Raw genomic sequence first — 23,459 nt, forward strand, 5'->3', positions numbered from 1 at the left:
ACTGGATGTAATTACAGGTGTGGTGAAGACGATGCGCAAAATCATCCATGTCGATATGGACTGTTTTTTTGCTGCGGTGGAGATGCGGGATAACCCGGCGCTGCGGGATATCCCCATTGCCATTGGCGGCAGTCGCGAGCGGCGTGGCGTGATCAGTACCGCTAACTATCCGGCGCGTAAGTTCGGGGTGCGCAGCGCCATGCCAACCGCCATGGCGTTAAAACTCTGCCCGCATCTCACCTTACTGCCGGGGCGTTTCGATGCCTACAAAGAAGCCTCCAGCCATATCCGCGACATCTTTTCCCGCTACACCTCCCTGATTGAACCGCTGTCGCTGGATGAAGCCTATCTGGATGTCACCGACAGCCTGCACTGTCACGGCTCCGCCACGCTGATGGCGCAGGAGATCCGCCAGACGATTTTCAATGAGCTGCAGCTCACCGCCTCGGCGGGCGTCGCCCCGGTAAAATTTCTCGCCAAAATTGCCTCGGATCTCAATAAGCCCAACGGTCAGTATGTGATCACCCCCGACGAGGTCCCGGCATTTATCAAAACGTTGCCGCTCAGCAAGATCCCCGGCGTGGGTAAAGTCTCTGCGGCAAAGCTGGAGAAGATGGGACTGGGCACCTGCGAGGATGTGCAGAACAGCGATCTGGGCATGTTACTTAAGCGCTTTGGTAAGTTTGGCCGGGTGCTCTGGGAGCGAAGCCAGGGCATTGACGAGCGCAACGTTAACAGCGAGCGGCTGCGTAAATCGGTCGGTGTGGAACGGACCCTGGCTGAGGATATCCACGAGTGGGCAGCCTGTGAAACCATTATTGTCGAACAGCTTTATCCGGAACTGGAACGGCGGCTGGCGAAGGTCAAACCGGATCTGCTGATTGCCCGGCAGGGGGTAAAACTGAAGTTCAACGACTTTCAGCAAACTACGCAGGAGCACGTCTGGCCTCGGCTCAACAAGGAAGATCTGATCGCCACCGCGAAGAAAACCTGGGAAGAGCGTCGGGCAGGGCGCGGGGTGCGGCTGGTGGGATTACATGTCACGCTGCTGGATCCGCAGCTTGAGCGGCAGCTGGTGCTGGGGCTGTAAAAAAGCCCGGTGGCGCTCACGCTTACCGGGCCTACAAACTACTGCCCGGTGGCGCTTTGCTTACCGGGCCTACAAATGACAAACGATGTTGACCTTGTAGGCCCGGCAAACGCAGTGCCGCGGGGCAACAGTCGGCTGATTACTTCGCCGGGATCGCTTTCAGCAGTTCCGTCAGCAGGGTCCAGTAATGGCCCACGCTTTCAATATGAACCTGCTCATCCGGCGAGTGCGGACCGGTAATGGTTGGCCCGATAGACACCATATCCATATCCGGGTACGGTTTTTTGAACAGACCGCACTCCAGACCAGCGTGGATCACCTGAATGTTCGGCGTGCTGTTGAACAGACGCTGATAGGTTTCACGCACCAGCGCCATCACCGGCGAGCTCGCATCTGGCTGCCAGCCCGGGTAGCTGCCCTTGGCGACGGTCTGCGCGCCAGAGAGTTTGCCCAGAGATTCCAGCATGCTCACCACGTAATCTTTCCCGCTGTCGATCAGGGAGCGGATCAGGCAGATGATCTCTGCGCTGTCGTCAGCCATGGTCACCACGCCGACGTTCAGAGAGGTTTCCACCACGCCTTTCGCCACGTCAGAGTTGCGGATCACGCCGTTTGGCGTGGCGTTCAGCAGCTGAACAAAGCGGTCGCGGGACTGTTCAGTCAGCGCCGCTTTATCGCTGGTGCTCGCTTCCAGAACCACGGTCAGGTTCTTCTCTTTGGCGTCCAGTTCGTTTTTCAGGATATCCAGATAAACGGCGGAGAGCTTTTTCAGCGCATCGGCTTTGTCTGCGGCAACCGCCACGGTCGCGAACGCTTCACGCGGGATAGCGTTACGCAGCGTACCGCCATTGAAATCCACCAGACGCAGATCCAGCTCGGCAGCATGACCGGCCAGGAAACGGGCCAGCAGTTTGTTGGCGTTGCCTAACCCTAAGTGGATGTCACCGCCGGAGTGGCCGCCTTTCAGACCTTTCAGCGTCAGCTTAAAGGTCTGGAACCCTGCCGGGATCGCTTCACGGGTCAGTGGCAGCGTGGAGATAAAATCGATACCGCCTGCGCAACCCATATAGATTTCGCCTTCCTCTTCGGAGTCGGTATTGATCAGAATATCCGCCTGCAGCCAGTTCGGTTGCAGACCAAACGCGCCATCCATACCGGCTTCTTCGGTCATGGTCAGCAGCACTTCCAGCGGACCATGCTCAACGCTATCGTCGGCCAGCACCGCCAGCGCAGAGGCCATACCGATGCCGTTATCCGCACCCAGGGTGGTGCCGCGGGCTTTAACCCACTCGCCGTCGATGTACGGCTGAATCGGATCTTTGGTGAAGTCGTGAACGGTGTCGTTGTTCTTCTGTGGCACCATGTCCAGGTGCGCCTGCAGCACAACCGGTTTACGGTTTTCCATGCCTGCGGTGGCGGGTTTACGGATCAGAATGTTGCCAACCTGGTCGCGTTCGGCGTGCAGCCCTTTTTCCTTCGCCCAGCCCATGATGTGTTCGGCAAGCTGTTCTTCGTGATAGGACGGGTGAGGAATGGAGCAAATTTTGGCAAAAATATCCCACAGCGGCTGTGGCGATAGTTGAGACAGTTCAGACACAGTAAGTCTCCTTGTCGATCTCCTGCAGACAATCTTGCAGGTCACGGGGTTAGCAGGTTTAGAGTTACCACAAGTCAGACTTGCGAGGTGGGTTTGAGAATACCACTTTCTCTGTCGGCTGGTAGGGGTAAGCAAGTAAAAACTCCCGCTGTAACCGCTTAGCACTGGTTTTTAGTGCTTCAGATCTCTATAATCTCGCGCAACCATTTTCCCCCTCGAACACTTTTTAAGCCGTATAAACACAGGCTGGGACAATTCACATGAGCGAAAAATACATCGTCACCTGGGACATGTTGCAGATTCATGCACGTAAACTGGCTGCGCGCCTGATGCCATCCGAACAGTGGAAAGGCATCATCGCTGTCAGCCGCGGCGGCCTGGTACCAGGGGCACTGCTGGCACGTGAGCTGGGTATTCGTCATGTCGATACCGTGTGCATCTCCAGCTACGACCATGACAACCAGCGTGAGCTGAAAGTGCTGAAACGCGCTGAAGGCGATGGTGAAGGTTTCATCGTGATTGACGATCTGGTTGATACCGGCGGTACGGCAGTGGCTATCCGCGAAATGTATCCAAAAGCGCATTTCGTCACTATCTTCGCGAAACCGGCCGGCAAGCCGCTGGTTGACGATTATGTCATTGATATCCCACAGGATACCTGGATCGAGCAGCCATGGGATATGGGTGTTGTATTCGTTCCACCTATTTCTGGTCGCTAATCCATATTTTTTTAACGCCCGGTGATGCCGGGCGTTATTTTTTCGCCACTGGCGCGTTACAATGACCCTCTCTGACGTATCTATAGAGGCAGCGCGCAATGTCCCAGGCGAATCTCAGCGAAATTCTCTTCAAGCCCAAGTTCAAGCACCCGGAAACGTCGACGCTGGTTCGTCGTTTTAACGGCAGTACACAGCCGTCAGTGCAGTCCGCGCTCGATGGCAAAAATATCCCGCACTGGTATCGCATGGTTAACCGCCTGATGTGGATCTGGCGTGGTGTCGATCCCCGCGAAATTCTCGACGTGCAGGCGCGTATTGTCATGAGCCAGGCCGAGCGCACCGACGGTGAACTGTACGACACGGTGGTGGGCTATCGCGGCGGCAACTGGATCTATGAATGGGCAAAACAGGCGATGATCTGGCAGCAGAAGGCCAGTCAGGAGGAGGATCCTCTGTTAAGCGGCCAGCACTGGCTGCACGCCTCTAACCTCTACAGCATTGCGGCTTACCCGCACCTGAAAGGCGACGAGCTGGCAGAGCAGGCCCAGGCGCTGGCAAACCGCGCCTACCAGGAGGCGGCCCAGCACCTGCCTGGCCGGATGCGGGAAATCAGCTTTACCATCCCCGGCGGCCCGGCGGTCACCGGCTTCCTCCATATGCCCGCGGGCGACGGCCCCTTCCCGACGGTGATGATGTGCGGCGGCCTCGACTCCCTGCAGACCGATTACTACAGCCTGTATGAGCGCTACCTGGCGCCGAAAGGGCTGGCGATGCTGACCCTCGACATGCCCTCTATTGGCTTTTCGTCAAAATGGAAACTGACCCAGGATTCCAGCTTGCTCCACCAGCATGCGCTGAGAGCGCTGGAGCAAAACCCGTGGGTGGATCACACCCGCGTAGCGGCGTTTGGTTTCCGCTTTGGCGCCAATGTCGCTGTCCGTCTGGCTTATCTCGAATCTTCACGTCTGAAGGCGGTGGCCTGTCTGGGGCCGGTGGTTCACGCCCTGTTAAGCGAACCTGCCCGCCAGAGCAGCGTGCCGGAAATGTACCTTGATGTGCTGGCCAGCCGGCTGGGTATGCACGATGCCTCGGACGAGGCGCTGCGCGTAGAGCTCAACCGCTACTCTTTGAAAATGCAGGGGCTGCTGGGGCGTCGTTGCCCTACGCCAATGCTCTCTGGTTTCTGGAAAAACGATCCCTTCAGCCCGGAAGAGGAGTCCCGCTTAATCACCTCGTCATCTGTGGATGGCAAGCTGCTGGAGGTGCCGTTCAGCCCGGTGTATGAGAATTTTGACAAAGCACTGCAGCAGATCACGCGCTGGATCCATCAGAGATTGAGTTAAGAGATTGCTAATTTTTTTGGGTTTGGTAAAACAGTGGCTTCACAAAAGGAGATCGCAATGACGTTACCGAGTGGACATCCGAAAAGTAGGATGATCAAGAAGTTTATGGCTCTTGGCCCCTACATCCGCGAAGAGCAGTGCGAAGAGAATCGCTTCTTTTTCGATTGCCTGGCAGTTTGCGTTAACGTAAAGCCAGCGCCGGAGAAGCGCGAATTCTGGGGATGGTGGATGGAAATGGAAGCAGAAGCGTCACGCTTCACCTACAACTATCAGTTTGGCCTGTTCAATAAAGAGGGTCACTGGCAGGAGATGGCCATTAAGGATCCAGAAGTGATCCAGCGCCTTGAGCATACCTTGCGTGAATTCCACGAAAAAGCCCGTACGCTGCTGGCAACGTTCGATCTGAAACTCGAGCCTGCTGATGATTTCACCAATGAGCCGGTGAAGCTGACAGCATAAGCCCGGCATCAAAAAGACAATAAAAAAACCCGGCGCTTAGCCGGGTTTTTGATCGTCATAAATCAGAACTGGTAGGTCATACCCAGCGCAACGATGTCATCGCTGCTCACACCCAGTTTATTGTTGTCATCAATCTGGTTGATTTTATAATCAACAAACGCGGACATATTTTTGTTGAAATAGTAGGTCGCGCCGACGTCGATATATTTCACGATATCTTCATCACCGATGCCTTCAATATCCTTGCCTTTTGACTGGACATAACCCAGGGATGGACGCAGACCAAAGTCAAACTGATATTGCGCAACGGCTTCGAAGTTTTGCGCTTTATTGGCAAAGCCACCGGAGATTGGCGTCATATTACGCGTTTCGGTGTACATGGTTGCCAGATAAATGTTGTTGGCGTCATATTTCAGACCGATACCCCAGGCTTCGGCTTTTTTACCTTCGCCGCGCGCCAGCAGGTTCTGGGCATTGGTTCGGTCAGAGTTGGTGTAGGCGCCGCTGATGGCGAAGTCGCTGCCGCCGAAATCATAGGTCAGAGCGGTACCAAAGCCGTCGCCGTTCTGTTTTTTAGCTTCGCGGCCTTCGTTTTTACCCTGATATTGCAGCGTCAGATCCAGGCCATCGATGGCGCCGAAGAAGTCACTATTACGGTAAGTTGCCAGGCCGCTGGAGCGCTTGGTCATGAAGTTGTCGGTCTGCGCAGAAGAGTCACCGCCGAATTCCGGGAACATATCGGTCCAGGCTTCAACGTCATACAGCGCACCGAGGTTACGACCGTAATCGAATGAGCCGAAATCCTTCAGCTTAATACCGGCAAAGGCCAGACGGGTTTTCTGTGAAGAGTCGCTTTCAGCTTTATTGCCGGAGAACTCAGCTTCCCAGCGGCCATAACCGGTGAGCTGATCGTTAATCTGGGTTTCGCCCTTAAAGCCGAAACGCACATAAGTCTGGTCACCATCTTTGGCATCATCATCGCTGATATAACGCATCGCTTTCACTTTTCCGTAAACGTCCAGTTTATTGCCGTTTTTATTAAACACTTCGGCTGCCTGTACAGATGCGGAAGCAACAACGCCCATTACCACTAATGCCAGAGTACTCTTTTTCATTTTCAATCCTGGTTTTATATACGCGCTAATATTCGCTGAACAGTAAGCTCATGCTTTTGTTCCGTGAAAAAACAGGAAGGGTTTTAACGTTCTGTAATGAACGTTTTATGACAATCTCAGAATAATTTTAAATAATTGTATTTTTCTGTTTCAGTAATAAAACCGTCAAATTCTGCCGCTACGCTTCCTGATCCCGCGCAACAAAGTGGTTGCCTCTGCGTTATGGCGGTTGGCAACGGACCCCAGTCCTGATAAAAAGTCTGATTAATATCATTTCCCTTATTGTTGAACGGCAGAGAACTATGAGTGACAGCCAGACGCTGGTGGTAAAACTCGGTACCAGTGTGTTAACAGGCGGATCGCGCCGCCTTAATCGCGCCCATATTGTTGAGCTGGTGCGCCAGTGCGCGCAGTTGCACGCCGCAGGGCACCGTATTGTGATTGTCACCTCCGGGGCGATTGCTGCCGGGCGTGAACACCTGGGCTACCCCGAACTTCCGGCCACTATTGCCTCCAAGCAGCTGCTGGCGGCGGTGGGGCAAAGCCGTCTGATTCAGCTCTGGGAACAGCTGTTCTCCATCTATGGCATCCATGTCGGGCAGATGCTGTTGACCCGCGCCGATATGGAAGACCGGGAGCGTTTCCTGAACGCCCGCGACACCCTGCGCGCGCTGCTGGATAACAACATCGTTCCGGTCATTAACGAAAACGACGCGGTCGCCACCGCAGAAATCAAAGTCGGCGATAACGATAACCTTTCGGCGCTGGCCGCCATTCTGGCGGGCGCAGACAAGCTGCTGCTGCTGACCGACCAGCAAGGTCTCTTCACCGCCGATCCGCGTACCAACCCGCAGGCTGAACTTATCACCGATGTAAAAGGTATCGACGATGCGTTGCGCGCCATCGCGGGCGATAGCGTCTCTGGCCTCGGCACCGGCGGCATGGGGACCAAACTGCAGGCCGCCGATGTGGCCTGCCGCGCCGGGATCGACACCATCATCGCCGCGGGCAGCCGTCCGGGGGTTATCGGCGATGTCATGGAAGGCATCTCGGTGGGCACTCGTTTCCATGCCGAAGCGACCCCGCTGGAAAATCGCAAACGCTGGATCTTCGGCGCGCCACCCGCCGGACAGCTCACCGTGGATGAGGGCGCCACCGCCGCTATTCTGGAAAGAGGCAGTTCATTGCTTCCAAAAGGAATTAAAAGCGTGACAGGTAACTTCTCCCGTGGTGAAGTGATTCGTATCTGTAATCTGGAAGGGCGCGACATTGCCCACGGCGTCTCCCGCTACAACAGCGATGCGCTGCGCCGCATTGCAGGCCACCATTCACAGCAGATCGATGCCATTCTCGGCTATGAGTACGGCCCGGTTGCTGTCCATCGCGACGATATGATCACCCGTTAAGGAGCAGGACATGCTGGAACAAATGGGCGCCGCTGCCAAAGCCGCCTCGTACAAATTGGCGCTCCTTTCCAGCCGCGAGAAAAACCGCGTGCTGGAAAAAATCGCTGACTATCTGGAAGCCCAGTCCCACGAGATTTTGCTCGCTAACGAGCAGGATCTGCTGGAAGCCCGCCGCAACGGTCTGAGCGAGGCGATGCTCGATCGCCTGGCATTAAACCCCGCGCGTCTGAAAAGCATTGCTGACGATGTGCGTCAGGTATGCAGTCTGGCCGATCCGGTAGGGCAGGTGATTGACGGCGGACTGCTGGACAGCGGCCTGCGCATCGAACGTCGCCGCGTGCCGCTGGGGGTGATTGGCGTGATCTACGAAGCCCGCCCGAACGTCACCGTTGATGTCGCCTCGCTGTGCCTGAAAACCGGCAATGCCGCCATCCTGCGCGGTGGAAAAGAGACCTGGCGCACCAACGCCGCCACGGTAAAGGTGATCCAGCAGGCGCTGGAAGAGTGCGGCCTGCCAGCTGGTGCGGTACAGGCGATTGAAAGCCCGGATCGTGCCCTGGTCAACGAGATGCTGCGCATGGACAAATATATCGACATGCTGATCCCACGCGGTGGCGCAGGCTTACATAAGCTGTGCCGCGAGCAGTCGACGATCCCGGTGATCACCGGTGGTATCGGCGTGTGCCATATTTTTGTAGATGACACTGCCGAGCTCGAACCGGCCCTGAAGATCATCGTCAACGCCAAAACCCAGCGCCCAAGCACCTGTAACACGGTGGAGACGCTGCTGGTACACCAGGGCATCGCCGAGACCTTCCTGCCGGCACTGAGCAAGCAGATGGCGGAAAGCGGCGTGACTCTGCATGCCGATGCCAACGCGCTGACGCAGCTGCAGAACGGCCCGGCGAAGGTTGAGCCGGTGAAAGCGGAGCAGTACGACGACGAGTTTCTGTCGCTGGATCTGAACGTGAAGGTGGTGGCCGATCTCGACGATGCTATCGCGCACATTCGTGAACACGGCACCCAGCATTCAGATGCGATCCTCACCCGCACCCTGAGCAATGCCGGTCGCTTTATCAACGAGGTGGACTCATCTGCGGTTTACGTCAACGCCTCCACCCGCTTCACCGACGGCGGCCAGTTTGGTCTGGGCGCAGAAGTGGCGGTCAGCACCCAGAAGCTGCATGCCCGCGGCCCGATGGGTCTTGAAGCGCTCACCACCTACAAATGGATTGGCTTCGGCGACGATACCATTCGCGCCTGATTGCCTGCGTGGGCAGCCTCAGCGGTTGCCCGCGCTCGCTCTGGTGTTGAGACCTGCCCGATTCTGCGCCGCCAGGTCCAGCACGGCGATTTGCTGTTTTAGCGCTGTCAGGCTGAGTGGCCTGCTGATGTAATAGCCCTGGGTTTCATCGCACTCCATCATCATCAGTTTTTGCAGTTGTCCTTCGTTCTCTACGCCTTCAGCCGTAATACTCAGCGAGAACGCTTTACCCAGGCCGATAATATTTTCGACGATGGTATTGGCGCTGTCGTTCTCTGGCATACCGTCGATAAACGATTTATCCAGCTTGATGCCATCGAACGGGAAATTGCGCAGGTAGCTCAGGGAGGAGTAGCCGGTGCCGAAGTCGTCCATCAGCAGCTTCACGCCCAGTTTCTTGAGCGCCAGCATGATTTCGAGACTGTTTTCAGGATTCCACAGGGTGGCGTTTTCGGTGATTTCAATCTCCAGCCGGGATGGATCTAACTGCGATATCTCTAGCGCCTCTTTGATGCGCTCCACGACCTGCCAGGACTGGAACTCGACGGCAGAGATATTCACCGACACGGAGAGGCCGTGCAGCGACTGCTGCGCGTCCCGACAGGCGGTTTTCAGCACCCAGTCGCTCAGCGGAACGATCAGCCCGGTCTCTTCGGCCAGGGAGATAAACTGATCCGGCATGATCAGGCCGAGCTCAGGGTGATCCCAGCGAACCAGCGCCTCCACGGCGATAATGCGCGAGGAGTCATGACCATAGCGCGGCTGATAGACCAGATGGAACTGCTCTTTTTTAATCCCGTCGCGCAGGCTCTCTTCCATCTCGCGACGCTGCACCATCTGTTCAGCCATTTCAGGCGTATAAAATACCCACTTGTTACGGCCGGTGCTTTTGGCTTTGTACAAGGCGATGTCTGAGAAGCGCAGGAGCTCGCTCGCGTCGACCCCATCATGCGGTGCGATAGCCACGCCGATACTGGCACCGATTACGATCTCATTCCCGTTGATCAGGAAGGGGCGCGTAAGTTCGGCAATGATACGTTCGCACAGGGTATCAACGTACTTCCTGTCATGAATGTCGGAGATAATCAGGATAAATTCGTCCCCGCCCTGGCGCGCCACCAGATCGTAATCGCGGATACAGTCTCGTAGCCTGGTCGAAACTTCATGCAGTACGCTATCGCCGGCACTGTGACCAAACAGATCGTTGACCGGTTTGAACTTATCGAGATCGAGGCTGAGCATCGCCAGCGGATGCATCTGCGTAGGCTGCGCCCGCAGCTTGCCCTCAAGGAACTCGCGCATCCGCACCCGGTTGGGCAGCCCGGTGAGATCGTCGTGCCGGGAGAGATACTCCACGCGCGCCTGGGCCTCCACTTCAAGAGTGACATCCGTGGCGGTGCCACGGTAGCCGGTGATCCCCTCCGGCGCGATAACCGGTTTAATCGCAATATGGCAGTAGCGCTGGTGGCCCATCGCCGAAAGATAACGGCAGTGCAGCAAGCGGCGATGACCCGTCTGGCCGGGAAGGGTGATCCACTCCGCCAGCGACTGGTTTTCGGCCTCCATCAGCTCGCTGAGCGGACGGCCAATCCAGGCCGATATGCTGTGCCCGGTGATCCCGGGAAAACGCTCCGAAAGCCAGGTAAAACGCAGCTCGGTGTCCGTCTCCCAGATCCAGTCCGTGGTCGCCTCGGCAACGTCACGAAAACGCCGTTCGCTGGCGGTGAGCGCCAGACGGTTCTGCGCCAGCAGCCAGGTATTTTCATCATACATGCGCGCCTTTTTCAGCGCGTTACGCCCCAGCATCACGCCGGGAATAGCGGTGCACAGCGCCAGCAGGATCAGCAGCGGCAGGATATAGCGCAGCAGCTCCCGACCCGGATTTTCGCTTTTCCATTCGAACGTAACCTGCTGACCATCAACGGGAAGGGTGGCTACCCCGCGTCGTCCTGCCAGCGTTGAGGTGCCCGTATGCTGCACGCGAGTCTGGGCGATACCATACTCTTCACCCAGCGCGGCGAGTTTACGCTCATCCAGCACGTCCACAAACACCAGCACCGAGGCTGGGCCGGGGGCAGCTGTAATGCTTGAGTCATCGCCCGTAGTGATGTTGGCTACTGCTACCAGTGCCGGATGACCTCCCTTCAGTACCACCGTGTTAGATACGGGGACGGCGTCCGGTTTGCTTATTTTCTGAATCAGGTCGGGCATGGGATCGTCGCCCAGCCAGGCTTGCAGAGAGCGTGTCACCAGCTTGCCGTTGATGACGCTATAACGGGTCTGCCCGTTGACATCCAGCACGAAGACCCCTTCGTACTCAAAATCGCGCCAGAGGGTCGCGCCCATATTCTGGCGGGTATAGGCCCAGTCGATATCCACCTTCGGATGCAGGTGCTGGTAGGCTTCTCCCCACCAGGCATAGTCTTTAATGTGGGTCGCGAGGGTATCGACACGGTTATGAATGGCCTTTTGCAGCAGCATGGCGCTGTGCTTATCGCTGTCTTCATTGATATTTCGCACAATCGTCAGCAGCGCGATGATGGCGATAATAAACAGCACCATTAGCAGAGAGACCATCAGCAGCAGGGCGCGTTTGATAAAGCTGGCGGTTCTTTTTGGCTCAAGGTCCGTGCCAGCTATGTCATTGGTGACAAAAAATTTATTCATTATGTACCCACTCTCTCAGGCATTTCTGTGTTCCGATTAGAATTGTTATCGACCTGTTCTGGCGGGGCTTGATGCCAAAATGAAAACTGAAGATAGCCGATCCTGTTGGGAAATGGGGTAAGATGGCATCGCCGATGCAGGCAAATAACCACAAAATGTGAAGAAAGGCGAAAATAGCCCTTTTTTCTGCATGGTTTTTGCGCGAGTTGGTGTAAAAATCAACGACTAAAAGAGGAGGGGTTGACGAGGTGGGCTCTTTTTCTTACCCTTTTACACCGCAGTACCTCTCCTGAAAGCCGATATAGCTCAGTTGGTAGAGCAGCGCATTCGTAATGCGAAGGTCGTAGGTTCGACTCCTATTATCGGCACCATCTAAGTCAACGCGTTACCTCTGATATTCACCAGTCAGGAATGTGAGTCCCAAGTATTATCAACAGAACATATTCTTTGCATAATTTTTAGCCTGCACCGTTTACATAAGCCTGAGAAGGTGTTCGGGCAGCACCAGTAGTCTGGATGCCGCCCGGCGAAACATAGAATGTTGCCAATCTACCCTGCGTTTTCTTACGTCCAGACTTAGCTTATTTTAATGTCATCCAGATTAATATCTTCCTCTTCATCATCGTGGTTTATAACCACGTCGCGAGGAACATCCTTTTTGATGACGGCATAGACAGTAGCCGTGACAACGATATTCACCAGTAACGCCATAATACCCGCCATGGGGTGTGACATGGTTGGAATCATCAACACGCCGCCGAAAGGTACGGTTGCGTCAGCACCATATACCATGGTAACGGCACCACCACAGGCGCCACCGATTGCCGCAGCGGTGATACCACGAATGATATCGTTCATCACGATAGGTATAGAGCCTTCGACGATATTCACCACTCCCATCGGCACCGCCGATTTCAACATCTCGATCTCTTCGTTGTTATAGATGTTTTTGCGAAGAAGTTTGGCGATAAAAAATGCCAGCCCCAGGCCGATAGGGGTTGCCGTATTCACTAGCTGAAGTGCAGTAATGGGTTCATTTATGCCCTGCGCCTGAAGCGTTAAGACGAATGCGAAGCAGGTTTTATTGATCGGCCCGCCGAAATCAACAATACACAACGCGCCAATCACAGCCCCTAAGACTAGATTGGAAGAGGTACCCATACTTCTCAGGAAAGAGGTAAGCGCATCGGTAAAAATACCGATAGGCGTACCGATGATGTAGACCATGATCAGGGCGCTGATGATAGAGGCAAAAAATGGCACAATCAGTGTAGGCATTAAGCCCCGAGCCCAGCCAGGTACCTTCACATTTTTAATGATAGCAAGCGCAATATACCCAGAAATGTAGCCGCCGATCATGCCGCCGATGAAACCTGCACCAATAGCATTAGCCGCCAGGCCCACAATAAAACCCGGCGCAATACCGGGTTTGCCAGCGATCGAGCCGGAAATCCCGATAGCGATTACGACGGGCAAAAGTCCAAGGGCCTTTGCGCCCATCGTTGCTAAGGCCTGCCACAGATCAAACTGGCCCGGCACTAACGCGTCCTGAACCGTACCCCCCAGGCCCATGCCGATGGCAATAATAAATCCAGCACCACAGACAATGGGAATTAAGAACGAGATAGCAGTAAGCAGATGACCTTTAGGGTTGGCTGCTTTCCATATTTCTTTTATATTCATAAATTACGCCCTTTAATTTATAGGATACGCACAGGTAAAAGTTATGAATTCACTAATTCACTGAGCTTTTCAATAAGCTTATTAGGAGATTTAACCGCCATTTCTGTTGGAACTTTAACTACTCGCTTTCCGGCGAACCGTTCTTCTCCAGATACCTTTACATCAGCGGCCAGCAGAACAATATCGGCCTGTGCAATTTCTTCAGCGGTTAAGGCGTTCTCGATACCAATTGTGCCTTGCGTTTCAATTTTGACATTGTGACCTGCTTTTTTTGCTGCTGTTTCAATTTTCTTCTGCGCAATGTATGTATGTGCAATACCTACAGTACAGGCTGTAATTCCAACGATATTCATGGGTATTCTCCATAATTTGCTTTGAGATGTTCAAACTTATCAGATAATGGCAGAGGTAATAATTTCCGGAATTAAACGGTCTGGTCTTCAGCTTCTGAATTTAATAGCTCAATGAGCTTCTGAGGATCAGTTTCTACCAGCAACTTAGCGATAATATCCTCGTCGGCTAATGAGCCTGAGACATGTGATAATAAACGGATGTGAGTGGTATTCTGATCTGCCAGACGAACAGCAAATAAAATAATACAGCGGACATCGCTCCCATCCATCGTTTCCCAGGGAATGTCGTGTTGGGTACGCCCAATAGCCAATGCCGTATGGGCGACAGCCGAGGATTTACCGTGCGGGATCGCAATATGATTTTCGAATCCCGTTGATCCCTGCTCCTCGCGCAGCCAGACATCCCGAATAAATTCATCTTTATTAATGACCGCGCCATCCTGCACCAGTAAATCCGCTAATTCTTCAATGGCATCTTCCTTACTTCTCGCACTCATGCTTAACTTGATATTTTTGACGTTAAGAACTTCCGAAATATCCATAATTCACCTTCGATAATAAAAAAGCATTGATATAAGTGGGGATACAAAATGCTTCTTGCTTTGGCAACTATGTGCTAAAAGGTACAGCGCCCTCAACCGTACTAATCAGAAGCGCGGATAAAGAGACAGACCGGTTAAAAAGACCTTTATCCTGCGCGATGGCTTAATAGGGCTGAGCGCACTGCAATTTTCAGGCAGCGACTTCGCGCTGGTAAATATCGACCATTTTATCCCAGGCATCACTCACATTATCCGCCAGGGAGAACAGGCCAGAGGTTCCTACAATAAAGACGTCAACACCGGACTGAGCGATCACATTAAAGGTTTTCTCGTTGCAGGAGCCGTCAATCTCGGTCAGATAGTGGTAACCATGTGCTTCACGCATCGCAATCAATTCTCTGATTTTATTGAGTGATTCCGGAATAAACTTCTGCCCGGCGTAGCCTGGGTCAACCGACATGACGGTCACTTTGTCCAGCAGATGCGCGTACTCTTTAATGGCATCAGCCGGGGTAGCCGGGTTCAACACCACGCCACAGCGACGGCCCGCATCTTTAATCTGGTTCAGCAGACGGAATATTTTGTTATTCGCCGTCTCCGGATGGAAGCTGATAATATCGGCCCCTGCATCAATACACATCGGAATAATATCTTCCGGGTGGTTCACCATAAGGTGCACATCGATTGGCACATCGGTGATTTTCTTCAGGTTTTCGATAAAGAACGGTGATAGCGTAATATTTTTCACATAGCTGCCATCCATAATATCAACGTGATAAAAATCCGCCCGCCCGTTCATTGCCGTAATTTGTTCTCTGAATTGCGTTAAATCCATACACATTAACGAGGGCGAAAATTTAGCCGCCATACTTACCTCCAAAAGAATCAATTAGTTAAACAGTGATACGACATGCCCAAGAATGATGCCAACCACCCCGAAGTCCGCATCGCCAAAGGTGGTGGATGCAAAGCCAAGGTCGCCCATCAGAGGCAGCAAAATTGCCGGCAAAAATGAAATCAGCAGACCGTGAGCAAATGCACCCACCACCGCGCCGCGGCGACCTCCGCAGATGTTGCCGTAAACGCCCGCCGTCGCGCCGCAGAAGAAGTGCGGCACCAGGCCAGGAACGATGACGCTTAAACCAAAGAGCGGGCACAGGAACATACTCACCAGACCGGCGGCAAAGCTTGACAGGAATCCGACGATCACCGCGTTTGGAGCGAATGGAAAGACGGTAGGGCAGTCGAGAGCCGGTTTGGCGTCTTTCACCAGTTTGTCGGCGATGCCTTTAAAGGCCGGAACAATTTCGGCAATAATCATGCGCACGCCCGCCAGGATGATCCACACGCCTGCCGCGAAGGTCAGCGACTGGATAATGGCGAAGATGATAAAGTTCTGACCACCGCTGATACTGGTTTCGACAAACTCTTTGCCTGCTACCAGCACCAGAATCACGAACAGGATCATCATCGTCAGCGAGATGGCGACCGAGGAGTCACGCAGGAAGTTCAGTGATTTCGGTACCTTCAGCTCTTCAATCGACGGGCTGCCCTTACCGATCGCTTTTCCCACCAGCGCCGACAGCAGATAGCCAGTTGAACCAAAGTGGCCCAGTGCCAGGTCATCAGTACCAGTTATTTTGCGTGTGAACGGCTGCAGAATGGCCGGCGAGACCACCATCATGATGCCGAGGATCACCGCTCCCACCAGCACCACCCACAGGGGTGACAGACCGCCGACTGAGAGGATAACGGCCAGCATCGCCGACATATAGAGCGTGTGGTGTCCCGTCAGGAAAATGTACTTCAGCGGTGTAATACGGGCCAGGACAATGTTAAACAACATCCCCAGGACCATGATCATTGCCGTTGCGGTACCGTAGTTTTTCTGGGCCAGCGCCGCCATAGCATCCGTATTGGGCACTACTCCCTGAATATGGAATGAGTGCTCAAACAGCTGGCTAAAGGTCGTTAATGTCGTGGCGATAATCGCCGCTCCGGATGTTAATATCACAAAACCCATAATGGTTTTGAGGGTTCCGGAAATAACATCGGAAAAAGCTTTTTTCTGCAATAATAAGCCGATCAGGGAAAAGAGACCGACCAGGATTGCTGGTGTGCCCAACACATCATGAATAATAAACTGCAGCATAGAATAACTCCGTAAGGCCGCAAATAATTAATCAGAGATTTTCGGAAAGAATTTCTTTGATTTTATTGTTATCCAGCAGGTTAGATAAGCCAAAGACCTGGGCAGAATGGCTGGAAAGATGTTCGGCAATATCCTTAGCGCTAAGAATAATATCGGCAGTTTCACTTTTTGCCGAAGTCAGATCGGTATGAGAAACCTCTGCTTCTTTATTCAGCTCTTTAATTATTTTTTTTACGTTCATTTCGACGATAAAACTGCTGCCTAAACCGTTACCGCAAACAATCAGAACCTTTTTCATCTTCACCTCTTTATCCGTTGATAACAGTTTGAATTGTTTCCAATGTTGATGCTTTCAGCAGTGCTGAGAGTCGTTCATCATTGCTAAAAATCTCCGCCAGGGCGGTAATCATATTGATATGCTCATCTCCTGAAAGTGCACACAACATAATCACAACATAAATAGGGTCATTCTCGTCGGCGTTAAAAGAAACCCCTTGTTTAATATGTAAAAGCGACAGTCCGTTTTTAATCGCCCCTTGCTCCGGGCGAGCATGTGGCATCGCCAGGCCGGGAGCTAATACATAATAAGGACCCAGCTCCTGATGGCTCTTAAAAATGGCTTCAACATATTCTTCGGTAATCGTCTCTTTCGCTAATAAGGGCTGAGCCGATAACCTAATGGCCTGTTTCCAGTCGCTGACTGAATCCACGATCTGGATATTTTCTACAGGTAGCCAGGTTGTAATCATAAATACCCCGATAGCGTTGAAAGTGAACTTACTATAGTGGAATGACTTCGCGGCTTACCGTGATCTGTATCGCAAAGTTAGCGCTAACACGGCAATAATGTTAAAATCCTTGTTACCGCTAACTTTATTATCGATACTTGTAATTACTTTGCAGTTGGGCAATGCGAAAAACGCTAAACATCATTTACAATGGTTGCCCAGTCAGGCGAAAGGAGGAGATCAGTGCAGACGTTAGAAGCGGACGATAGCGCGAGAGAAAAACGCAGGAAAAACACCGGTAAAATTACGCTCGCTGAAGTTGCAAAACTGGTCGGCGTTAGCACGATGACCGTGTCGCGCGCGTTACGTATGCCTGAAAAAGTGAATCCTGAACTCCGTAACCGCATCGAAGCGGCAGTGAGTGAGCTGGGCTATGTGCCCAATCTCCAGGCCCGTAGCCTCGCCTCCGCTGACTCCAGCCTGGTGATGGGCGTGGTGCCCTCATTTTCTTCTCCGGGCTTTCTTGCCGTCTCCGAAACCCTGCAGACCGTGCTCGCGACTCAGGGCTATAGCATGATGTTTATTGAGTCCAGTCAGGGAGGGCAGAGCGAAGAGCGCGCTTTTGCGCAAATGCTCGCCTATAACCCGGCGGCGATTGTTCAGTTCAACATTGATAACATCAGCAGTTGTTCGCAAATGATCAGTAACACCGGCGTGCCGGTGGTTGAAATTGGTGCCATCAATCGCGATGCGAGCTGGGTCAGTATTGGCGTTGACTATGCTGCTGCCATCAAAAAGCTGGTCACATCGCTTGTGCAGGCCGGATATAAGAATATCGGCCTGCTTTGCACGGCGTCCAATAACATTATGTTTCGCCAGGTACTGAGCGGCTGGAACAGCGCCATGCTCTCCGTTAACCACTCGCCCCACCGTGTGGTGACTTCTCATCTGCCCGCAGGTATTACGACCGGTTTAAACCTGCTGGGCGATATTCGTATTACCTGGCCAGAGCTGGATGCGCTGATTTGCACCTCTGATGAAATTGCCTGCGGCTGCATTATGGCCTGCCACGGTGCAGGGCAAAAAGTGCCTGACGCCCTGGCTCTGGCAAGCCTGAGCGGGGGGACCCTTGCCGCAGTCTGTTCCCCGGCGCTGACGGCGGTTGAATTCCCATGGAGTGAGACGGGAACGGTCGCAGGGAAAACGTTGCTTGATCTACTGGCTGGCAAATCGACAGATAAAGCCATCGAATTACCCTCAACGTTACAAGTTCGCGCCAGCACCAGAAAGCAGTAAGGCCGGTACCCTGGTTATGCCGCCGCATACGACAGGATGACGGGTGGTCACTGGCATTCCCGCCATGCTTATTCGCCGCTCACGACCAGCAGCATTTGACGCCAGATCCTGGTGGATCACCGCGTGTGGGCCCTTACCGCCGCCACGTCCGCCACCACCGACAGCGCCAGCGTGTTAGCATCCCGCGCCTGGGGGAAGATGCCAATCGGGGCCTTAATCCGCGCGATATCCGCATCTTTCCAGCCCAGCTCACGCAGTTTGCCCACCCGCCGCTGGTGGGTGCGCTGGCTGCCAAGGGCACCGATATAAAACGGCGCCGCTCCCAGCGCGGCCTGTAACACCGGCAGCTCCTTGTGCTGATCGTGCCAGAGCAAAATCACCGCCGTGTCCGCATCCATCAGCTCAACCGTGGGGGGATTGCAATACACCTCGTATCCCGCCGCCTGCGCCACATTGGCTGTCGCCTGCGCCTCCACCGACCCGCCATAGATCAGTAGCCGCGGGCAGGGGCGATAGCCCTGCTCGAAGCGATCGTCCTTCCAGCCTGTCCTGGGTGTCCAGGGCGCCGACTGCAATGATTGGGAAGAGGGGAGGTAATGCAGTCCCACCGGTTTACGCTGGGCGAGGCTGTTCAGCACCGCCAGCAGCGGCTGTACCGTGCGCACTTTATGGATGTTCAGCGTGATCCCGCCGCCGCAGGGGAGCACAATATCGAACCACGGCGATCCCTCGCCATACTTCACCTGACGGTCCGTGCCGCAGGCGAGGGTCTCCAGTGCCTCGTACGCGGCAGCGGCCTCCACGCAGCCGCCGGAGACATAGCCGCAATAGAGCCCGTCCTCGCGAACGGCCATCTGCGCCCCCAGCGGCCTTGCTGCGCCGCCGCGGATCTCCACCAGGGTCACCAGCGCCACCGCCATGCCTGCCGTAAACGCCTCCGCCGCGAAGCGCAGCACCGCCACGCTGTCGTCGGTAGCAAAAGCCTGCTCGGGGATAATCTGTTCACTCAGCGCAGCGCCTTGCAGCATGCTCTCTCCTTACACCACATCGGGTAGCGCATCGATCAGTTTATCCAGGGTGATGGGATACTCCCGCACCCGCACCCCCGTGGCGTTATAGATCGCATTGGCGATGGCCGCCCCGACGCCACACAGCCCCAGTTCACCCACCCCTTTGGCCTTCATCGGCGAGGAGATGGGGTCGGTATCGTCGAGGAAAATCACCTTCTGTTCCGGGATATCGGCATGGACCGGGACTTCATACGCCGCCATATCGTGATTAACGAAGTAGCCAAGACGGGTATCCACCGCCAGCTCTTCCATCAGCGCCGCGCCGAGCCCCATGGTCATCGCGCCAATTACCTGGCTGCGGGCGGTTTTCGGGTTGAGGATCCGGCCTGCGGCACAGACCGCCAGCATGCGGCGGACCCGGACTTCACCTGTCGCCATATCGACCGCCACTTCGATAAAGTGACCGGCAAAGGTCGACTGCTGATACTGTTTATCCAGATCGCCAAACTCGATATTGTCTTCGGCGGTCAGCGTGCCGTTGGCTGCGGCCTCGCGAATGTCCGCGCTGCGGGTATCAAGAACGATCTTCCCGTCGCTGAACTGCGCCTGGTCCGGATCAAAACCGAGGTTCGTGGCAATGGTATGGCGTAACTTCACGCAGGCGGCGTAAACCCCCGAAGTGGAGGTGTTCGCCCCCCACTGGCCGCCTGAACCGGCCGATACCGGGAAGTTCGAATCACCGAGATGCACCGTCACCTTGTCCAGCGGCACGCCCAGCATCTCTGCCGCCGTCTGGGCAATGATGGTATAGCTCCCGGTGCCGATGTCCGTCATGTCGGTTTCCACCGTCACGTTTCCGTCCGCGTCCAGATGTACCCGGGCACCCGATTTTTCTAACAGGTTATTGCGAAAACCGGCCGCCATGCCGTAGCCCACCAGCCAGCGTCCGTCGCGGACCTGGCCGGGCTTTGCGTTGCGCTGCTTCCAGCCGAACTCTTCGGCGCCGGTACGCAGGCACTCGATAAGCTGACGGCGGGAGAAAGGGCGGTTGGGATCGGCCGGATCGACCTGAGTATCATTGAGAATGCGAAATTCGACAGGATCGATGCCCGCTTTCTCCGCCATCTCATCAATGGCGATCTCAAGCGCCATCATGCCCGGCGCTTCGCCGGGGGCGCGCATGGCGTTGCCCTCGGGCAGATCCAGTTTTGCCAGCCGCAGGCCGGTATGACGATTGGCGCCCGCATAAAGCAGTTCGGTCTGCTGCACCGCCGTCTCCGGCGTGCCGCCGGGCAGATTGCCGGACCAGCTGTCATGGGCGATGGCGGTAATCTTGCCCTCCTTGTCGGTCCCGATGCGAATATGCTGGATGGTCGCCGGGCGGTGAGTGGTGTTGTTGGGAATTGTCGGGCGCGACAGCATGACCTTTACAGGGCGCTTCAGGGTGCGGGCCGCCAGCGCGGCCAGCAGCGCATCGCTCCTAAGGAACAGCTTGCCGCCAAAGCCTCCGCCGATATAGGGGGAGATGATGCGCACGTTCTCCTCGGGGATCTTCAGCGTCGCCGCCAGATCGGTGCGGCACCAGGCGACCATCTGATTGGAGGTCCAGACGGTCACCTTGTCGCCGTCCCAGACCGCCATAGAGGCATGCGGCTCCATCGCCATATGGCTCTGATCGGGGGTGGTATAGGTCAAATCTATCTTCACCTCGGCGGCGGCAAAGGCGGCGTCAACATCGCCGACGTTTTTGTCAGGTGTCTTCTCCGGGGGCTGGTTGACGGCGGGTTTTTCCTCTGCCAGCGACCAGGCGCCCTTTTCACGGCGGTACTGGACCTGCACCAGCGACGCCGCGGCCCGGGCCTGCTCGAACGTCTCTGCCACCACCAGCGCAACGGCCTGATGGTAGTGCTCTATTTTCGGGCCGCCCAGCAGAGTGGCCGTATTTCTCTCGCCTTTGCCGAGCTCGCCAGCACTGCTGGCCGTGACGACCGTCAGCACGCCTGGCGCGTTTTTCGCGGCCAGGGTGTCGATGGCGGCAATCTCGCCTTTGGCAATCGCCGATCCGACCACATAGCCATAGGCCGCATTGGGCGCGGTGTCGTGCCATTCGTAGGCATAGTGCGCCTTGCCGGTGGTTTTTAGCGGGCCGTCGATACGGTCATGGGGCTGTCCAACCACCTGTAACCGATCGATTGGGTTTTCCCCTGCCGGTTTCTCAAATTTCATACCTGAGCCCTCGCTTCTGTCAGCACGGAGGCAAGCGTTCGCTTCGCCAGGGTGAGTTTGAACCTGTTTTCAGCCGTCGGATGCGCGTCGGCAAACAGCGCGTCATACACCGCCTGTGCCCCCTGGGGGAGTTGCGCATCGGCCTGCGCCATCCGCCAGGGTTTATGGGCGACACCGCCCAGCGCGACGCGGCCGGTGCCATCGGGCTGGACAATCGCAGCCACCGAGACCAGCGCAAAGGCGTAGGAGGCGCGATCGCGAACCTTACGGTAGATGTGTTGCCCGCCCACGGGCGGCGGCAGGGTGACGGCGGTAATCAGCTCGCCGGGCGTCAGCACGGTCTCAATATGGGGCGTTTTTCCCGGCGCACGATAGAAGTCGGCGAGGGGGATGTTGAGCGTTTTTCCGTCTGCATTGATGGTTTCTACCACCGCGTCCAGCAGGCGCATCGCGACGGGCATATCGCCGGGATGGGTGGCAATGCAGGCTTCGCTCCCCCCGACGACCGCATGCTGACGACTAAAACCTTCCAGCGCCGCGCAACCGCTGCCGGGAAGGCGTTTATTGCAGGGTTGGTTCGTATCGTAAAAGTAGGGGCATCGCGTGCGCTGCAGAAGATTGCCCGCCGTGGTGGCCTGGTTGCGCAACTGACCAGATGCCCCGGCCAGCAGCGCTCTGGAGAGCACGGCATAGTCGCGGCGCACGCGCTCATCTGCAGCCAGATCGGTGTTACGCACCAGGGCGCCGATGCGCAGACCGCCCTCGTCAGTGGCATCAATCTTATCCAGCCCCAGACCGTTCACGTCGATCAAATGCCCAGGGGTCTCGATTTCCAGCTTCATCAGATCCAGCAGATTGGTGCCGCCCGCGATAAATTTGGCGCCAGGTGTGCGCTGGGCGCTGGCGGCGGCTTCAGCTGGGGTTTTTACCCGCTCATAGGTGAAGGCTTTCATGATTTTTCCCCTCCGGCGACATCCTCAATGGCAGCGAGTATGTTGGCGTATGCGCCGCAGCGGCAGATGTTGCCGCTCATGCGCTCGCGGATCTCCTGGGCATTCATTTCGGGAGGAGAGACCAGATCGAGGGTCACATGGCTGGGAATGCCCTCTTCAATCTCTTTCAGCACCGCCACCGAAGAGCAAATTTGCCCCGGCGTACAGTAGCCGCACTGATAGCTATCGTGTTTAACAAACGCCGCCTGCATAGGGTGCAGATTGTCAGGAGTGCCCAGCCCCTCGATGGTAGTGATATCGGCGTTCTGGTGCATCACGGCCAGGGTGAGGCAGGAATTGATCCTGCGCCCGTCAACGATGACGGTGCAGGCGCCGCACTGTCCGTGATCGCAGCCTTTTTTGGTGCCGGTCAGGTGCAGGTTCTCGCGCAGGGCATCCAGCAGGGTGGTGCGGGTATCCACCTCCAGCTGCTGCGCCTCGCCATTGACGCGAAACGTTACCGGCATTTTCTCCGGTGCGGGTGTGACGGCGGATTCGCCCTCGGCCAGGGCGGAACAGGGATAGACCGCCGCGGTCGCCGCCGCGGCGGCGCTGGCTTTTAAAAGGTCCCGTCGGGACAGGCTAAAATCGTGTTGTTCGTGCTTCCCGAACTCACCATCTTCGGGGTATTCGCCTTGGTTGCTCATGCCAGGCCTCCGGTATGCAAAGGGGAAATAACGGTCAAAGAGGGCGCGACGTTGTCGTCTTTTTTTAAACGTTAAGCATAGACGGCGATGTTGGTGGGATTATTCTTAAATCCAGCAGGGGGTTAAACAGGGCAGGAAAGGGTCGGCAGCGGGCGGGGCAAAGCCTGCTG

The 23,459-nt window shown here is 55.4% G+C and carries 21 protein-coding genes and 1 tRNA gene; 8 read left to right on the top strand and 14 right to left on the bottom strand.

The window, feature by feature from the left end; all coding sequences use genetic code 11:
* The first annotated feature begins 31 nt into the window (after positions 1–31).
* Positions 32–1,090 carry a DNA polymerase IV gene (dinB, locus tag C2U54_RS09405; RefSeq protein ID WP_103178384.1) on the top strand — a complete coding sequence of 353 codons (1,059 nt, stop codon included), beginning with the start codon at positions 32–34 and terminating at the stop codon, positions 1,088–1,090.
* A gap of 139 nt (positions 1,091–1,229) precedes the next feature.
* Here the strand turns inward: dinB and pepD are convergent, their stop codons facing one another.
* On the bottom strand, positions 1,230–2,687 hold the full coding sequence (gene pepD, locus C2U54_RS09410) for a cytosol nonspecific dipeptidase (RefSeq protein ID WP_103178385.1): 1,458 nt from the start codon (positions 2,685–2,687) through the stop codon (positions 1,230–1,232).
* A 260-nt stretch (positions 2,688–2,947) separates the two neighbouring features.
* Between pepD and gpt the strand changes: the two genes are divergently transcribed.
* The 3 genes from gpt to crl all read left to right on the top strand — a co-directional run bounded on the left by gpt (position 2,948) and on the right by crl (position 5,208).
* Positions 2,948–3,406 carry a xanthine phosphoribosyltransferase gene (gene gpt / locus C2U54_RS09415; RefSeq protein ID WP_032616685.1) on the top strand — a complete coding sequence of 153 codons (459 nt, stop codon included), beginning with the start codon at positions 2,948–2,950 and terminating at the stop codon, positions 3,404–3,406.
* A 98-nt stretch (positions 3,407–3,504) separates the two neighbouring features.
* The gene (frsA, locus tag C2U54_RS09420) at positions 3,505–4,749 is read left to right on the top strand and encodes an esterase FrsA (protein WP_103178386.1); all 1,245 of its coding nucleotides are present in this window, start codon (positions 3,505–3,507) and stop codon (positions 4,747–4,749) included.
* Between the two features lie 57 nt (positions 4,750–4,806).
* Positions 4,807–5,208 (top strand): sigma factor-binding protein Crl, encoded by a 402-nt coding sequence (gene crl, locus C2U54_RS09425; RefSeq protein WP_103178387.1) that lies wholly within the window; start codon positions 4,807–4,809, stop codon positions 5,206–5,208.
* Positions 5,209–5,270: 62 nt separating this feature from the next.
* Here the strand turns inward: crl and phoE are convergent, their stop codons facing one another.
* Complete coding sequence (phoE, locus tag C2U54_RS09430) at positions 5,271–6,323, bottom strand: phosphoporin PhoE (protein WP_103178388.1); 1,053 nt, start codon at positions 6,321–6,323, stop codon at positions 5,271–5,273.
* 302 nt (positions 6,324–6,625) lie between these two features.
* Between phoE and proB the strand changes: the two genes are divergently transcribed.
* Complete coding sequence (proB, locus tag C2U54_RS09435; RefSeq protein ID WP_103178389.1) at positions 6,626–7,729, top strand: glutamate 5-kinase; 1,104 nt, start codon at positions 6,626–6,628, stop codon at positions 7,727–7,729.
* A 10-nt stretch (positions 7,730–7,739) separates the two neighbouring features.
* A complete protein-coding gene (gene proA, locus C2U54_RS09440) occupies positions 7,740–8,993 on the top strand; it encodes a glutamate-5-semialdehyde dehydrogenase (RefSeq protein WP_103178390.1) in 1,254 nt (417 codons plus the stop codon).
* Between the two features lie 18 nt (positions 8,994–9,011).
* Here proA and C2U54_RS09445 read toward each other — a convergent pair whose 3' ends face one another.
* Positions 9,012–11,660, bottom strand: a complete 2,649-nt coding sequence (locus C2U54_RS09445) for a bifunctional diguanylate cyclase/phosphodiesterase (protein ID WP_327059516.1) — start codon at positions 11,658–11,660, stop codon at positions 9,012–9,014.
* Positions 11,661–11,955: 295 nt separating this feature from the next.
* Between C2U54_RS09445 and C2U54_RS09450 the strand changes: the two genes are divergently transcribed.
* A tRNA-Thr gene (locus C2U54_RS09450) sits at positions 11,956–12,031 on the top strand.
* A gap of 205 nt (positions 12,032–12,236) precedes the next feature.
* On the opposite strand, the gene C2U54_RS09455 is transcribed toward C2U54_RS09450, so the two are convergent.
* From C2U54_RS09455 to C2U54_RS09485, 7 genes are all read right to left on the bottom strand, one after another.
* Complete coding sequence (locus tag C2U54_RS09455) at positions 12,237–13,343, bottom strand: PTS fructose transporter subunit IIC (RefSeq protein WP_103178391.1); 1,107 nt, start codon at positions 13,341–13,343, stop codon at positions 12,237–12,239.
* Between the two features lie 41 nt (positions 13,344–13,384).
* Positions 13,385–13,696, bottom strand: coding sequence for a PTS fructose transporter subunit IIB (locus tag C2U54_RS09460; RefSeq protein WP_103178392.1), 312 nt, complete (start codon positions 13,694–13,696; stop codon positions 13,385–13,387).
* Between the two features lie 71 nt (positions 13,697–13,767).
* Positions 13,768–14,238: a PTS sugar transporter subunit IIA gene (locus C2U54_RS09465; protein ID WP_103178393.1), complete on the bottom strand. Its 471-nt coding sequence runs from the start codon at positions 14,236–14,238 to the stop codon at positions 13,768–13,770.
* A gap of 190 nt (positions 14,239–14,428) precedes the next feature.
* Positions 14,429–15,106 (bottom strand): D-allulose 6-phosphate 3-epimerase, encoded by a 678-nt coding sequence (gene alsE / locus C2U54_RS09470; protein ID WP_103178394.1) that lies wholly within the window; start codon positions 15,104–15,106, stop codon positions 14,429–14,431.
* A gap of 21 nt (positions 15,107–15,127) precedes the next feature.
* Positions 15,128–16,390, bottom strand: a complete 1,263-nt coding sequence (locus tag C2U54_RS09475; protein ID WP_103178395.1) for a PTS ascorbate transporter subunit IIC — start codon at positions 16,388–16,390, stop codon at positions 15,128–15,130.
* A gap of 31 nt (positions 16,391–16,421) precedes the next feature.
* Entirely contained in the window at positions 16,422–16,688 is a 267-nt protein-coding gene (locus C2U54_RS09480; protein ID WP_103178396.1) for a PTS sugar transporter subunit IIB, read from the bottom strand.
* Between the two features lie 10 nt (positions 16,689–16,698).
* A complete protein-coding gene (locus C2U54_RS09485) occupies positions 16,699–17,139 on the bottom strand; it encodes a PTS sugar transporter subunit IIA (RefSeq protein ID WP_103178397.1) in 441 nt (146 codons plus the stop codon).
* Between the two features lie 222 nt (positions 17,140–17,361).
* Here C2U54_RS09485 and C2U54_RS09490 point away from each other — a divergent pair, with 222 nt between their 5' ends.
* Positions 17,362–18,414, top strand: coding sequence for a LacI family DNA-binding transcriptional regulator (locus tag C2U54_RS09490; protein WP_103178398.1), 1,053 nt, complete (start codon positions 17,362–17,364; stop codon positions 18,412–18,414).
* A 116-nt stretch (positions 18,415–18,530) separates the two neighbouring features.
* On the opposite strand, the gene C2U54_RS09495 is transcribed toward C2U54_RS09490, so the two are convergent.
* From C2U54_RS09495 to paoA, 4 genes are read right to left on the bottom strand one after another with little or no spacing between them, the layout of a single operon-like run.
* The gene (locus tag C2U54_RS09495) at positions 18,531–19,442 is read right to left on the bottom strand and encodes an XdhC family protein (protein ID WP_103178399.1); all 912 of its coding nucleotides are present in this window, start codon (positions 19,440–19,442) and stop codon (positions 18,531–18,533) included.
* 9 nt (positions 19,443–19,451) lie between these two features.
* Positions 19,452–21,650 carry an aldehyde oxidoreductase molybdenum-binding subunit PaoC gene (paoC, locus tag C2U54_RS09500; protein WP_103178400.1) on the bottom strand — a complete coding sequence of 733 codons (2,199 nt, stop codon included), beginning with the start codon at positions 21,648–21,650 and terminating at the stop codon, positions 19,452–19,454.
* Positions 21,647–22,603 (bottom strand): FAD binding domain-containing protein, encoded by a 957-nt coding sequence (locus tag C2U54_RS09505; protein WP_103178401.1) that lies wholly within the window; start codon positions 22,601–22,603, stop codon positions 21,647–21,649. The genes paoC and C2U54_RS09505 overlap by 4 nt, the downstream gene beginning before the upstream one ends.
* On the bottom strand, positions 22,600–23,289 hold the full coding sequence (gene paoA / locus C2U54_RS09510) for an aldehyde dehydrogenase iron-sulfur subunit PaoA (RefSeq protein ID WP_103178402.1): 690 nt from the start codon (positions 23,287–23,289) through the stop codon (positions 22,600–22,602). The genes C2U54_RS09505 and paoA overlap by 4 nt, the downstream gene beginning before the upstream one ends.
* Between the last annotated feature and the right edge of the window lie 170 nt (positions 23,290–23,459).

The organism is Leclercia sp. LSNIH1 (genome assembly GCF_002902985.1).
GTDB lineage: Bacteria > Pseudomonadota > Gammaproteobacteria > Enterobacterales > Enterobacteriaceae > Enterobacter.

Excerpts from the sequence above, each read along its gene's own strand:
- dinB (WP_103178384.1), top strand. The coding sequence starts at position 32 with ATGCGCAAAATCATCCATGTCGATATGGACTGTTTTTTTGCTGCGGTG.
- gpt (WP_032616685.1), top strand. The coding sequence starts at position 2,948 with ATGAGCGAAAAATACATCGTCACCTGGGACATGTTGCAGATTCATGCA.
- frsA (WP_103178386.1), top strand. The coding sequence starts at position 3,505 with ATGTCCCAGGCGAATCTCAGCGAAATTCTCTTCAAGCCCAAGTTCAAG.
- crl (WP_103178387.1), top strand. The coding sequence starts at position 4,807 with ATGACGTTACCGAGTGGACATCCGAAAAGTAGGATGATCAAGAAGTTT.
- phoE (WP_103178388.1), bottom strand. The coding sequence starts at position 6,323 with ATGAAAAAGAGTACTCTGGCATTAGTGGTAATGGGCGTTGTTGCTTCC.
- proB (WP_103178389.1), top strand. The coding sequence starts at position 6,626 with ATGAGTGACAGCCAGACGCTGGTGGTAAAACTCGGTACCAGTGTGTTA.
- proA (WP_103178390.1), top strand. The coding sequence starts at position 7,740 with ATGCTGGAACAAATGGGCGCCGCTGCCAAAGCCGCCTCGTACAAATTG.
- C2U54_RS09445 (WP_327059516.1), bottom strand. The coding sequence starts at position 11,660 with ATGAATAAATTTTTTGTCACCAATGACATAGCTGGCACGGACCTTGAG.
- C2U54_RS09455 (WP_103178391.1), bottom strand. The coding sequence starts at position 13,343 with ATGAATATAAAAGAAATATGGAAAGCAGCCAACCCTAAAGGTCATCTG.
- C2U54_RS09460 (WP_103178392.1), bottom strand. The coding sequence starts at position 13,696 with ATGAATATCGTTGGAATTACAGCCTGTACTGTAGGTATTGCACATACA.
- C2U54_RS09465 (WP_103178393.1), bottom strand. The coding sequence starts at position 14,238 with ATGGATATTTCGGAAGTTCTTAACGTCAAAAATATCAAGTTAAGCATG.
- alsE (WP_103178394.1), bottom strand. The coding sequence starts at position 15,106 with ATGGCGGCTAAATTTTCGCCCTCGTTAATGTGTATGGATTTAACGCAA.
- C2U54_RS09475 (WP_103178395.1), bottom strand. The coding sequence starts at position 16,390 with ATGCTGCAGTTTATTATTCATGATGTGTTGGGCACACCAGCAATCCTG.
- C2U54_RS09480 (WP_103178396.1), bottom strand. The coding sequence starts at position 16,688 with ATGAAAAAGGTTCTGATTGTTTGCGGTAACGGTTTAGGCAGCAGTTTT.
- C2U54_RS09485 (WP_103178397.1), bottom strand. The coding sequence starts at position 17,139 with ATGATTACAACCTGGCTACCTGTAGAAAATATCCAGATCGTGGATTCA.
- C2U54_RS09495 (WP_103178399.1), bottom strand. The coding sequence starts at position 19,442 with ATGCTGCAAGGCGCTGCGCTGAGTGAACAGATTATCCCCGAGCAGGCT.
- paoC (WP_103178400.1), bottom strand. The coding sequence starts at position 21,650 with ATGAAATTTGAGAAACCGGCAGGGGAAAACCCAATCGATCGGTTACAG.
- C2U54_RS09505 (WP_103178401.1), bottom strand. The coding sequence starts at position 22,603 with ATGAAAGCCTTCACCTATGAGCGGGTAAAAACCCCAGCTGAAGCCGCC.
- paoA (WP_103178402.1), bottom strand. The coding sequence starts at position 23,289 with ATGAGCAACCAAGGCGAATACCCCGAAGATGGTGAGTTCGGGAAGCAC.